Here is a 13706-nt window from a genome sequence, read left to right on the forward strand (position 1 = left end):
ATCAAACACATAGAAGCGCGAAACGGCATAATGGACAAAGAAACAATCCAGTTGATGCAACAATTTCAGAAACAAGCGGATGACAGATGAATAACGACGAACAAACCATTAAAGAGAATATCAAAAATACTTTTGACAATGTAGCCAAAAGCTATGATAGAAATCAGCAATTTATACTATCAGCCAAAAAAATGGTCGATATGATCCATTCTGAAAACGATAATTTGAATATTTTAGATTTATCAACGGGGACAGGTCATATCGCGATAGAACTTGCCAAAAAGTTTCCTAATGCAAATATTTACGCTGTCGATATTTCCGAAGAGATGCTCAATATAGCCCGATTAAAGACAAAAGAGCACGGGATAAACAACATCACCTACTTGGTTCAAGATGTAGAAAATCTTGATTTTGAAGATATAAAGTTTGATTTCATTACGTGCGGATACGGGCTGTTCTTCTACCCAAATATGGAAAGAGTTGTAATCGATATTTCTGAGCGATTGAGTGATGAGGGGAAATTCATTTTTTCAACCTTTACGGATCAAGCTTTTCAGCCGTATTCCAAAATATTTTTAGAATTGTTAGAGCGTCATTACAATATCGCACCGCCCAAGCGGATAGAAAAAAGACAACTCTCTACGCAAGATGAAATAGAAACGTTATGTGCTCATATCGAATACAATAGTTTGGAAATCCATGATATTGAGATTGTGTTTCCGATGGAGATTAATGAATGGTGGCAACTCCTTAACAGTACGGGATACAAGGGGTTATTAAATCAGTTGGAATCCAATTATCCTCAATTTGAAAAAGAATACATAGAGCATTTGCAATCAATTTCAAAAGACAACTGTATCGATTTTAATGCGAATAGTCTGATTTCTGTTGTTAAAATGAGATAAAATGAGTGTTATAACCATTTTTACTATTATCGCATTATGTCTGATTGGATTGCTCCATTTTTATTGGGCGATGGGTGGTAAATTTGCAGCTTTACAAGCGATACCGACAGAGAATGGCAAGCCATTGATAAATCCGGGAAAAATAGCTGCTGTTATGGTAGGATTGGCATTATTTGGATTTGCTTTTGTCGCCTATATCCTCTATTTTTATGATTTGAGTACGTCGCATTATCGGGATTATTTTATCATTAGCGGATGGATTTTATCGGGTATATTTACCCTTCGAGGTATCGGAGAGTTTAATGCAGTCGGATTGTTTAAAAAAATAAAATCATCTGAATTCGCCTATTATGACACCCGTTTTTACACCCCATATGCGTTATTTATGGGGTTGGTATTCGCTATTTTGGCGTATGGAGCATAATGTAGCCAAAAATCTAAACAATACTATCCGATGATTTTTTTTTCTATATAAAAACTATAAAAGTCAAATTTGCGGCGAAGCATTTGATCACACATCTTAAAGAGGGACAAATGAAGGTTCTGGTATAGGATTGTAGCTTCTATTTTATGGCATTATTTTCAAGATGCCCCGCCAAATACCCGCTTGAGAATGACTAGTGTAGGAATAAAATACATAAAAATATTTCCTTCTATAAACGCCTATTATCTGGTATCATACATCTATCAAAATCTATAAGAATCTATATTTTTATATGAAAAGGGAACACCTAAAGGGACACCCCTCATTTTAGGAGATGAATAATGGCAATTGATACTAAGCTGTACATTAATAAGGTGAAGCAAAATTTATGGGCAGATAAGGGATATGATGTCTTTTACTATAATTTTAAATTCAATGATAAAAGGTATCGCGGATTAATTAATTTATCGGATAAAGTAGCATGGAATAAAAAGGATCGTATAGCTCATGCCGAGATGGAGTTATTGAAGATCCGAAAAAAACGCGAAGACAATATCACTGATGATAGACTTACGCTCAATGCAATGATGGACAAACATTTACTTTACCACGAAGAGGGTAGGTGGAAAACTGAGAAGCGTAAATTCTATGATTACAATGTTCGTAATGATATACTCGGCAGGATGGCAATCAAAGATATTAAAGCGGTTCATATACAAGAGGTAATGGCAAAGCTAAAAGATAGAGGACTTAAGCCTAGAACAGTTGGTAGGCTCATCGAGGTTTTGCGTCCGGTGTTTAAACAAGCAATAGATAATAGAGTTCTTGAATATGATCCAATGGTGTTTATTAAAATTAAGCGTAATAAGACGAAGAAGATCGTAGTAAATGCAACCCAAGAGCTGAAAAAGATTTATGATGCTATTAATAATGAGTTTTTCCATGATCCGTTTTGGTTGGCATATTTTAGTTTTGCAATGCAGGGGAGACGGCGCACTGAAATCATGATGATAAAGTGGGAAGATGTAAGTTTTGAGCATAACTATTATGTGCTGCGTGATACTAAGAATGATGAAGAGCAAAAGATATATTTACCTGAGCGGATTAAGCTTTTAATCTCTGAATTTAGAGGCAGGGGAGAATATGTGTTTACCTCTGGTTATACCGGAACCCATATTACGGGAATACAGCACCATATTGATAAGCTTAAAAAGCGTCTCGAAAATCCGGCATTTTGTTTACACTATCTTCGGAATGTAATCGTTTCAGCTATGGCAGAGCAGGGGCTAGAGAGTATGCACCTATCCGGTGCATTAGGACATAATGATCCGAACACGATTAAGAAATATTTGACAATGAATTATCTCCGAAGCTCAGAGATGGCAAGCGATGTGATCGATACTATTGTGAATGTGAAGAAAGAGGAAGTAGTTTTAGATTTTTGTATTTGATTATGTAGAAATTTGGACTTAAGTTTCAAGTTTGAAATCATTTTTTGGTATAATTTTGAAAGCTTTAGATGATAAAAAAGTTCCATTCTTCGCGATGGATACACTCGGTTCATCTCTTAATATCTCACTGTAAATCCTATGAGATAGAAGCGATTTGACAAGGGTAGGGATAGCGTAAGGGTTTGTCGGCTTACTCGTTGTAATCCCTACTGGGTAATGAATAATGTTTTATTGGTACAAGCCTCTATCTGAAACTTCTTTCTGTTTTATCTCCGCAATTCGATTCAGATAATTTTCACACCAATCACTAAAAGCAAGCAACCAATTACGGTATTGTCTGTCGACTTTTAAATAATACTTTACAAAGCGATTATATTCAACATGAGGTATCTTTTTTTCATCACATTTTTTATATGCTGCATTTTGTAGCTGTTCTAAATATTCATTACTACATTCATCCAACATACATTTCTTTGATAGAGAGAATGGATGTATTTTTCTCTCTATTTTGTTTTTTTGTTTTGATTTACTACCAACTATTTCGCCTACATTTGGCATTTTTTCAGATTTCATTTTATTCTTCCACTCTAATCCTTTTGCGGTTAGACAGTAAGCAGGAGCAGTATTTTTATTGATACTTTTGATGATGTCTTTATCTTCAAGTTCTTTTATACATCGTGATATAGTAGAGATACTGCCAAGAAAAGGTAACTCTGAAAGAATTTTTTCACGGTATAAAAGATAATACATATTTTTATCATCGATATTATCTGATTTGCAAGGAGTTGCCCAATTTTCTAAATTGGCAAAAACGTGCATCACATGGATAGTTCTTAATTTTAACTTCCATTCATTGACTTTTTGATAATTGGTATACGCTCCCCAAATCATTTCGATTCACCGTTCAATAGCTTATTCCATCTTTGACCTTTTTCAGTAAGTGCATAAGCTGTATGGGTGTAATCAATATCTGGCAATGAAATAGATTTGATTACACCTTTTTTTTCCAAACCTAAAATTCCGCGTTTTATGCAAGATGTACTTTCAAGAATAGGTAATTCATTCAAAATGTTTCGTCTGCTTAAGACGTGATACGTATTAGCATCTTGAAAAATCTGATTAGGACTATACTTTTCCATTTCAGAAAAGACTGCCATTAACATACTTTCGTTCATATTGAGTTTCCAATCACGTATATTGTGATAATCTAAATATGCCATTTCTATCATTTCTATTTATCCTTGTAAAAATATAGTCGTTTATTTTGTAAGTGCTTTAAAGACACAAATATGCTAAAATAAACTTCATACCTTGATATTGTATATTATTTTGTAAATAGTGTCAATTATATTGTTAGTAAATAGGAGTGCTTGTGGAAAATATAATTAGTCAAATTGAAAGACTGAAAAAAGTATATATCTGTAAAACAGATTCAGACCTTTCTCGTATACTAGGTGTGGATAAAAATACTGTATGTGTTTGGAAAAAAAGAAATTCAATACCTGCCTATATTTTTAAAAAAATTTCTGAAGATAAAAATATATCGATAGATTGGCTATCACGTGGTATCGGTAGCATGTACATTCATGATGCGAATGAAAGTTTTCTCAAAGATGTATCAAAAATCGAGTTTGCACTTAATGGACCGATTAGCATGGACCTTTTAAAAAATCTTTGTGAAAATGAAGAGATTGTAAAATTGATTGAATTATTACCTCATGCTCCAAAGCCTTTTATTGAACAAATAATTATTCGTCTTGAAGAATTTGAAAAGCTTTCAAAGCTCTAAAAAAAATTCTTTTATATATAGTCTTTTTATTTATAAAAAGGCTATAGGATAATTAGTTATTAGTATTGGGTGCAAATATGAACGACTGTCGATCATTTTTGACTTTATTTTTATCCAAAAATGAATTACTTTAATTCGCCGTCATTTGAATTTTTGCAGTCAATTTACAATTAACCCCTATAGTGTCTGAGAACATATAGGGGGTGGGGAAGTACCCCCGCCTCAAATTGGCACAAAAATAAATTCAAAAATGATTGATATTAACTACATCGTGTAATGGGTCTGGTGAGCGGTGAGGGTTTTTAGCTCAGTTTCGAGTTCACCTAGCTGTTTTTGATGGAGTGTTAGGGTCTGTTGAGCTTTTTCGAGTGCGTCCAGTTTCTTTTGCCGTTCTTCTTTGGCTTTTTGGTGCGTTTCTACGAGAGCTTTGGCGGCTTCGTAGGCGGTTTTTAGCTTTAGGGATTCCTCGGTGAGGGTTTTGAGGGTCGCTTCGAGGGTTTGGGAGAGGGCGGTTTTGGTAGATAGATCATCGCGGTGTTGTTTGAGAACGTCATCACTGAGTAAAAACCCCGAAGTGCTTTTGATATCGCGGTTAAGCTCCCGCAGCTCCTCGCGAATCATCTCCTCGATTTTATCGATCTTCTCCAGTCCCAGCAATCGGCGCATCATCGCCTTGCGCTCGTCGTTTTTCATGGAGCTGAGAGCCGTCAGCTCCTTTTGGGAGGCGAATACCGTATGTAAAAATGCCTCTTTCCCCATCCCAAGCAGTTTCGTTACGGCGGTCGTCACTTCCCGGGCACCGGTAACGATACTCTCATCTCCCTCTTTGAGGTTTGCGTAAGCGGTGAGGGCTTTGCCCCGAAACTCGCGGATAGCGGTGTAGCTTTTCCCTTCGATCTCGAAGTTAAGCTCGACTTTGACGCTTCCATCACTTCCGGCAGTAGGAATTAATTTTTTGTCCGTTCGGTTTTCACCGTAGAGGGCGAAGAATACCCCATCAAAGATTGTCGATTTACCCCGTCCATTACGTCCGAGTATCCCGCATAGACCACTCTCAAATGTGATCTCATACGAGGCGTAGCGTTTGAAGTTCTGTAGTTTCAGCGATTCAAGCGTCATTATTGACCTCGTCATAGCGTGCAAAGAGTGTTGCTACTTTGGAGTTTAGACGTGTGAACTCTTCGGGTGTAGAACTCTGCTCTTCCAAGAACGCACCGAAATACTCCTGCAACGAGGCGGCATTTACACTCTCCGTCGCGGCGGAGGATTCGGTACGTCGGAACTTGCGCTGGATTTGAACATTGAGTGCGGTAGGGAAACACGCCTCGATATCGCGGTTGGCAATGTCGATCGATTGGGTGGCACTCAGGTTTTCTAGGGTGATGGAGAGCAATGCCCCCTCAACGTCCAAGGATGCACCACGTGAGCGTAGGGCGTCGAATATGTCCTCTGACGTCTGCGCATCGACACGGAGGCGGTGGCTGGGACGGAGGGTGATAGGGTGAAATGTCACATCAAGACTCTCGCCCAAAGTAACGAGGGCGTATCCTTTGTCGTTACGGGCATCGCTGCTGCTGGTTCGTTCGCTCGATCCTGCATAATAGACGTTAGGGTGTTTGCCGACCTTTCCGAATCCGTGCCAGTGTCCGAGAGCGACGTAATCCATTCTCTCAAACAGCTCCTCTTTCTCACGCGGATAAACCCGCTCACCGTACTCCTCCATCATAAACTGCGCCCCGACGGAGCAGTGAAGCATCATGATGTTATGTTTATCCTCATCTACCAAAGCTTCGCACTCCTCAATCGCCGTGAGATTGGAGAGTTCATCGTTGATGTGGGGGATACAATGGAAGTTGATATTATCAAATATCACTTTCTCATAACGCTCTTCGAATACGGGATAGATATGATCGAGTGTCCGCAGTGCGGCGAGGATTGGGGAAGCGGAGCGGGTGCGCGGGGTGGAGTGGTTCCCTGCAATGATAATTGTCGGAATCTGAGTGACACTGAGCCGTTTTAGCTGTGTAAGACAAAAGCTGATGGCACGGTTGGATGGATGAGGGCGGTGGAAGAGGTCGCCGGTGTGGATGACGTAATCAGGTTTAGTTTCTAATATCGCATCGATCACCTGAGTAAAGGCATCGTAAAAATCGGCTTCACGTTGGTTGATACCAGATTCATTGACGATCTCAAGATCGTTAAACCCCAAATGGGTATCTGAGAAATGGAAAATTCTCAACGCGAGCCTTTAGATGAAATATATTATTAAGACACAATAATAGTTTTTTGCTTAAAGGTTTGTATATAGAATGATAAAAATTAACAATAAGCTAAAGATATTAGTTTTTTTATGATGAATCTGTTAAAATCTATAATCAAACAAATATATACATGAATTCAAGAATCAAGGTATCCATTGACCACAGAAGCTATCAAACAACTAGAAAACGATCTTTGGGCAGCAGCCGATAATCTGAGAGCTAACACCGATCTAAAATCGACCGAATACGCCACCCCCGTTTTGGGTCTCATTTTTCTCAAATTTGCCGACAACAACTACCGACGTGCTGAAAAAGCGATCAACGACGAGTTCGCCAGAGTCTCCGGTACCCGTATGGAAATGCCAATTTCACAGATAGCCATCAGCAAATGTGGATTTTATCTCCCTGATCATGCACGGTATGACTATCTGCTCAACCTCCCCGAACAAGAAGATGTCGCGAAACGGATCAAAGAGGCGATGCAAGACATCGAGAAATACAAACCCGAACTCGAAGGGGTGCTACCTAAAGATGAATACGCCCCGCTAACCCGCACCGACAAGACGATCCCCTCGCAGTTACTGAAAAACTTTTCGAATATTCCGCGCGATGCCAGCGGGGATATGTTGGGGAAAATCTATGAGTTTTTCCTCGGAAAATTTGCCCTCGCAGAGGGGCAGGGGGGCGGAGCGTTTTTCACCCCGACATCGGTTGTTAAAGTGATGGTCGAGATGATCGAGCCGTACAAAGGGACGGTTTACGATCCCGCGTGCGGTTCTGGGGGGATGTTCGTGCAGTCACAGCATTTCGTCGAACAGCACCGAGCCGAACTGGATGCACTGGGCGAAGAACATGAGGAAGATCAGCTTTTTGTCTACGGTCAAGAGAAAACCCTCGATACAGTGAAACTCGCGAAAATGAACTTGGCGGTTAATGGTCTGCGCGGTGAGATCAAACAAGCCAACAGCTACGCCGAAGATCCGTTTGACGGATTCGGCAAGTTCGACTACGTGATGGCGAATCCGCCGTTTAACGTCGATGATGTCCCTATTGCCACGATCGAGAGTGATCTACGCTTTAACACCTACGGAATCCCGCGCAACAAAGGGAAAGTGAAAAAAGGGGAAGAGGGGAAAGAGACCGTCCCCAATGCCAACTATCTGTGGATCAACCTGTTTGCGACGTCGCTCAAAGAGAAAGGGCGAGCCGCGCTGGTAATGGCAAACTCCGCCTCGGATGCCCGTCACTCCGAAGCCGACATCCGCCAAAGCTTGATCGAGAACAATCTCATCTACGGGATGCTAACCCTGCCGTCGAATATGTTCTACACCGTCACGCTCCCTGCGACGTTATGGTTTTTTGACAAGGCAAAAAGCAACGATAAAATCCTCTTTATCGATGCTCGCAATATCTTTACCCAGATCGACCGCGCCCACCGTGAGTTCAGCGAAGAGCAGATACAAAACATCGCCATCATCAGCAAACTCCACCGAGGCAATCGAAAAGCGTTTGTCCGTCTCATCGAGCGTTATTTCGAGAGAGGGATGGAGCTGTTGATCGAAAACGAGACTCAGGTTATGCCTGTGAGTACACAGCTTCTCAGTGTCCTCGATGACGAGGCGGGGAAACTCGCCGTAGGCGATCTGGTGAAACAGTGGAGCGCACTGGATAAACTCCAGAGTCTCTACCAAGCGCACCGCAAACGTGACACGAAACTCAAAAGCGACACAGAGATCGATGGTCTAAATCGTGCACAGCATATACTGCGCGAAGCGTTCGATCCTTTTTTCCTCTCATTGCACGCGGGGCTAAAACAGCTCGACAAGATCGTAAGAGCACATGAGAAACTCAAAGCGGAAGCGGCGCAAAAAGAGGGGAAACGTGCCATGGCGGATCGAGAGATCAAAAAGCTCAAAGATGCCCTCGAACAGCTCCACAAAGAGGTAAAAACCGCCGAGAGTTTTTACCGTCATATCCACTGGCTCCAAGAACGCTTTCCCGAAGCACGCTACGAAGACGTAACGGGGCTGTGCAAGCTCGCTACACCGGATGAAGTCAAAGAGCAGGATTATTCGCTCAATCCGGGGCGGTATGTTGGGGTTGTGATCGAGGAAGATGGGAAAACAGAGGAAGAATTTATTGCAGAAATTGTTGATTTAAATGGTCAGTTGGAAGAGTTAAATAAGTTCTCAAAAAATATTGAACAAATTATACATAATAACATTCATGAATTGATCGGTGAATAGTAAATGATAGGAAATAAAAGTATTTTTGATTATAAGATAAAAAACTTTTGTGCTGTTGGTGATGGAGCTCATGCAAGTATAGAAAGACAAATGAATGGTGTTATGTATTTAACATCAAAAAATTTTAAAAAAAGTGGAATCGATTTATCAAAAGTTGATTACATCAGCGAAGCGGATTTTGAAAAATACTTTGAAAAAAATAAATCTGCTATTGTTAAACCTTCTGTAGGTGATGTTGTATTTGGAATTATTGGATCGATTGGTACTCCATATGTCATGCGTCAGACAGACAGATTTGGATTATCAAGTAGTGTTGGAATTATCAGACCTAATCAGGATATTTCTCCAAAATATTTATATTATTTTATGACTTCTTCTCCATTTCAATTGGCTGTAGAGGCAATGAAAAGTGGATCAGCACAAGGCTTTCTTAGTCTAGAAATGATAAGAAATTTACCTCTGATTAAGTATGATATAAAAGTTCAACAAAAAATCGCCGCTATCCTCTCCTCTTACGACGATTTGATCGAAAACAACCAACGACGCATTACCCTCCTCGAAAAAATGGCAGAGGAGATTTACCGCGAATGGTTTGTCCGTTTCCGCTTCCCCGGATATCAAAGTGCCGAGTTTGAAAAAGGGATTCCGAAGGGGTGGAATGTCAAAAAAATAGGGGATATATATAATACATCTTCAGGTGGAACTCCATCACGTAAAAATTTGAATAATTATGGTGGTGATATTAATTGGCTTAAAACTGGAGAGTTGAAAAATATTTTTGCGTTTGGAAGTGAAGAAAAAATAACATTACTAGGTTTAGAATCATCTTCAGCAAAAATATTTCCTGTCAATACAGTGATTATTGCAATGTATTGTGCAATGGCTGATATAACTATTCTTGCCGAAGAATCTTCAACAAATCAAGCATGTTGTGCATTTTTACCAAAACATAAATATCTCAGTCATGTTTATACGTATTATTTGATTAAATTTGCTCAAAATCATATGATTCAATTCGCGCATGGTGCGGCTCAACAAAATTTGAGCCAAGATTTAATTAAAGGATTTAAAATTTTAGTTGCTAAAGAATCAATCATTCGTGAATTTACTGAAAAATTAACTCCAATTTTTGATCAAATTCAATCAATAGCGAAATGTAATTCAAATCTTATAAAGACTAGAGAGCTTCTTTTACCTCGTCTTATCTCCGGCAAACTCTCCGTCGAAAATCTGGACATCCAGTTTCCGCCGAGTATGTGCGAAGATGGCGCGGCGTAACCATATCTTGAGGAAAACACACTAGGCGGTACATGATGGCAAAAAACTTTATCTCCGAAGACGATATCGAACAGGCGATTTTACAAAAGCTCAACACGCATTTCGGCTTTGAACTCCTCAACTGTTATACCGCCAAGCCCGAAGAGTTGCGTGATAACTCCAAACGCGCCGATAAACGCGATGTCATCCTCGCTGATCGCCTCACATCCGCATGCCTCCGCCTCAACCCCACCATCCCTGCAAACATCATCGAGAGTGTTGTCGAGAAGATTATGGATCGTCGCGGGGCGATGTCCTCTATCGCCGCTAACCGTGAACTCGATAACCTGATCCGAAACGGTGTCCCCGTGAGCTATGATGATGCACAGGGGGTTAAACAAAACGAGAGCGTCCGTTTGATCGATTTCAACGATTCACGAACCGCTGAGGGGGCAAATGAGTATCTCGCCGTTTCACAGCTCTGGATCAAATCGACAGGACAATCACCTAAAGCTGCCTACCGACGACCGGATGTGATCTTGTACGTCAACGGGTTGCCGATCGTGTTTATCGAGCTGAAAAACTCCAACGTCAAACTCCGATCTGCGTATGATGATAACCTCACCAACTACAAAAACGATATTCCTCAGCTCTTTCATACGAACGCGTTTTGTATCTTTTCCAATGCTATCGAGACGAAAGTGGGGAGTTTCACCGCAGGGTGGGAACACTTCTTTAACTGGCTACGGGTCGATGATGAAAAAGAGAAAGTGGATCGTAAACAGATCGCCCGTGAGGGGACGAGTCTGGAGTATGCGGTGGCGGGGTTGTGTCAGCCCTACAAGCTGCTCGATTATGTTGAAAACTTCATCCTCTTTCACAAAGAAAACAGCAAGATTATCGCCCAAAACCACCAGTTTATCGGGGTCAATAATGCGTATGAACGGTTTTTGAACCGTAAAGAGCTGGATGGAAAACTGGGGGTTTTCTGGCATACGCAGGGATCGGGGAAAAGCTTTTCGATGATCTTCTACGCTCGAAAGATATTTCGCAAGGTGACGGGGAATTTCAGCTTCGTCGTTGTCACCGACCGCCAAGACCTAGACGGTCAGATATACCGAAATTTTGTTAACACGGGGACGGTAACGAAACAAGATGCCGCCCAACCCAAAGATGCCGAAGAGATGCGTAAATTTCTAGGGCAGAATAAAAAAGTGGTCTTCACCCTGATCCAAAAATTCCGTTACGACAAAGGGAAAAAATATCCACACCTCTTTAACCCCGATGAACGCGAAATCATCGTTATCGTCGATGAGGCACACCGTACCCAGTACAAATCTCTCGCCGAAAATATGCGCGCTGGACTCAAAGGGGCGCATTTCCTCGCTTTTACGGGGACACCGCTGTTAGGTAAAGAGCGCAAAACGAACAGTTGGTTCGGGGGATACGTCTCGGAGTATAATTTTCAACAGGCGATGGAGGATGAGGCGACGGTACCGCTGTTTTATGAGAAGCGGGTTCCTGAAATGTTGATCCAAAACGATGATCTGGGTGATGAGTTTTACGAACTGCTCGAAGATGAAAACCTCGACGAGGCTCAACAGCAAAAACTGGAGCGAAAGTTCGCCCAAGAGATGGAGGTGATCAAGCGTGATAGTCGTTTGGAGACCATCGCCAAAGATATCGTTTATCATTTCCCGCGTCGGGGGTATATGGGCAAGGGGATGGTGATTTCACTCGATAAATTTACCGCCGTTAAAATGTATGACAAAGTACAGCGTCTCTGGAAAGAGGAGATCAAAAACCTACGGGGGCTTATCAGCAGATCGACCAGTGAGATCGAAAAAGAGCGGCTCAAAAAAATGCTCGAGTACATGAAGTCGGTCGAGATGGCAGTGGTGATCAGTGATCCCAAAGCCGATGAAGAGCGATACGAAAAAGCGAAGCTCGACATCAAGCCACATATCAAACGGCTGGAATCGCTCGATCAGCACGGGCACGACATCGAGTACAACTTTAAAGACCCTGAGAATCCTCTACAGCTCGTGTTTGTGTGCGCGATGTGGCTGACGGGGTTTGATGCTCCGAGCGTCTCAACTCTCTATCTCGATAAACCGATGAAAGATCACACCCTCATGCAGACGATAGCACGGGCAAACCGTGTTGCCTCCCACACGATACGAGGATATAACGGACAGTTGGTCGAGAAGAAAAACGGGGAGATTGTCGACTATTACAACGTCTTTCGAAATATGAAAAAGGCGTTAAAAGATTATGCCCAAGGGGAAGAGGAGGACGAGGAAAAATCGCCTGTCCAAGAGAAGGGGGAACTTTTCAAGCTCCTCGATGATGCGATAGCCCAAGCCATCGGTTTTTGCCGTGAGCGAAATATCAATTTAGAATCGATTCTCGAAGAGAACAACACGTTTAAAAATATCGAAAACTTCCAATCCTATGCCGATATTTTATTGAGTAAAGACGAGTGGCGCAAATCGTTTTATGTGTATGACAACACGGTGTCGGCTCTGTATGAAGCGTGCAAGCCTGAGATATTCTCCCAACCGCCTCGTCTGATGATCGCTGTCATGCAGTATCTGCGCGGGGTAATCGATTCGCATATCGAAAAAGCCGATATCGACGAAGTGAGTCGCAAGATCGCCGAATTACTTGATGAGAGTGTTGTCGTCGATAATGCCGAGAAGTTTGCGATTAAAGAGCATCAAGCCGAATATCAGATCGTCCAAAAAGGGAAAGTGTGGGATTTAAGCAAAATCGATTTTGAAAAGCTTAGAGCCGATTTCGCCGTGGTTCAATACAAAAATATCGAAATCGCCGAGATGCGCGCTTTTATCGAAGATAAACTCCGTCAAATGTTGGAACAAAACCACACCCGAATCGATTTCGCCCAAAGGCTCCAAGAGATTATCGATAAGTACAATTCTGGGGGATCATCCACCGAAAATTATTTTGATGATTTGGTGAAATTTACCGAGAGTATGAAAGAGGAAGATGAGCGCCATGCACGCGAAGGGTTGAGTGAAGACGAACTCGAACTTTATGACGTACTGAAAAAAGAGAAGCTGACCAAAGCAGAAGAGCAAAAAGTGAAGCTAGCGGCCAAGCATTTGATCACACGGCTCAAAGAGGGGCAGCCTAAGGTTCTGGTACAGGATTGGTGGAAAGACACGCAGAGTAAAGAGATCGTCAGAGATACCGTTCGTAAAGTTTTGAACGAAGATTTACCTGAGAGTTATGATCGTGTCATTTTTAACGAAAAAAGCGAGAATGTTTTTGAGATGATCTTAGGGTTTGCGGCACAAGGTCAGAGATGGGCGGCGTAGAAGAATTAGCTACTTATGAAGCAAAAATGATA

Annotated in this window: 11 protein-coding genes; 7 read left to right on the forward strand and 4 right to left on the reverse strand. The window is 41.5% G+C overall.

From position 1 onward, the window contains the following. Positions 1-86 precede the first annotated feature (86 nt). The 3 genes from PHC76_RS10250 to PHC76_RS10260 all read left to right on the forward strand — a co-directional run bounded on the left by PHC76_RS10250 (position 87) and on the right by PHC76_RS10260 (position 2780). A complete protein-coding gene (locus tag PHC76_RS10250) occupies positions 87-905 on the forward strand; it encodes a methyltransferase domain-containing protein (protein WP_299972209.1) in 819 nt (272 codons plus the stop codon). Between the two features lies 1 nt (position 906). Next, positions 907-1329: a DUF3995 domain-containing protein gene (locus PHC76_RS10255; protein ID WP_299972207.1), complete on the forward strand. Its 423-nt coding sequence runs from the start codon at positions 907-909 to the stop codon at positions 1327-1329. A 341-nt stretch (positions 1330-1670) separates the two neighbouring features. Further along, positions 1671-2780, forward strand: a complete 1110-nt coding sequence (locus tag PHC76_RS10260) for a tyrosine-type recombinase/integrase (protein ID WP_299972205.1) — start codon at positions 1671-1673, stop codon at positions 2778-2780. Between the two features lie 228 nt (positions 2781-3008). Here PHC76_RS10260 and PHC76_RS10265 read toward each other — a convergent pair whose 3' ends face one another. Both PHC76_RS10265 and PHC76_RS10270 read right to left on the reverse strand, forming a co-directional pair. Further along, entirely contained in the window at positions 3009-3671 is a 663-nt protein-coding gene (locus tag PHC76_RS10265) for a hypothetical protein (protein ID WP_299972203.1), read from the reverse strand. Then, positions 3668-4009, reverse strand: coding sequence for a hypothetical protein (locus PHC76_RS10270; protein ID WP_299972202.1), 342 nt, complete (start codon positions 4007-4009; stop codon positions 3668-3670). Before PHC76_RS10270 ends, PHC76_RS10265 begins: the two co-directional genes overlap by 4 nt. 143 nt (positions 4010-4152) lie before the next feature. Between PHC76_RS10270 and PHC76_RS10275 the strand changes: the two genes are divergently transcribed. Further along, the gene (locus PHC76_RS10275; RefSeq protein WP_299972201.1) at positions 4153-4569 is read left to right on the forward strand and encodes a helix-turn-helix domain-containing protein; all 417 of its coding nucleotides are present in this window, start codon (positions 4153-4155) and stop codon (positions 4567-4569) included. A 264-nt stretch (positions 4570-4833) separates the two neighbouring features. On the opposite strand, the gene PHC76_RS10280 is transcribed toward PHC76_RS10275, so the two are convergent. After that, a complete protein-coding gene (locus tag PHC76_RS10280) occupies positions 4834-5703 on the reverse strand; it encodes an SMC family ATPase (protein ID WP_300210035.1) in 870 nt (289 codons plus the stop codon). After that, entirely contained in the window at positions 5678-6808 is a 1131-nt protein-coding gene (locus PHC76_RS10285; RefSeq protein ID WP_300210037.1) for an exonuclease SbcCD subunit D, read from the reverse strand. The genes PHC76_RS10280 and PHC76_RS10285 overlap by 26 nt, the downstream gene beginning before the upstream one ends. Before the next feature lie 177 nt (positions 6809-6985). Here PHC76_RS10285 and PHC76_RS10290 point away from each other — a divergent pair, with 177 nt between their 5' ends. The 3 genes from PHC76_RS10290 to PHC76_RS10300 are packed head-to-tail and all read left to right on the forward strand — an operon-like array spanning position 6986 to position 13674. Then, a complete protein-coding gene (locus PHC76_RS10290; RefSeq protein ID WP_299975281.1) occupies positions 6986-9076 on the forward strand; it encodes an N-6 DNA methylase in 2091 nt (696 codons plus the stop codon). Between the two features lie 3 nt (positions 9077-9079). Next, entirely contained in the window at positions 9080-10354 is a 1275-nt protein-coding gene (locus PHC76_RS10295; protein ID WP_300210038.1) for a restriction endonuclease subunit S, read from the forward strand. Between the two features lie 32 nt (positions 10355-10386). Continuing rightward, the gene (locus PHC76_RS10300; protein ID WP_299974546.1) at positions 10387-13674 is read left to right on the forward strand and encodes a type I restriction endonuclease subunit R; all 3288 of its coding nucleotides are present in this window, start codon (positions 10387-10389) and stop codon (positions 13672-13674) included. The last annotated feature ends 32 nt before the right edge of the window (positions 13675-13706 follow it).

This window comes from Sulfuricurvum sp. (assembly GCF_028710345.1).
Classification (GTDB): Bacteria; Campylobacterota; Campylobacteria; order Campylobacterales; family Sulfurimonadaceae; genus Sulfuricurvum.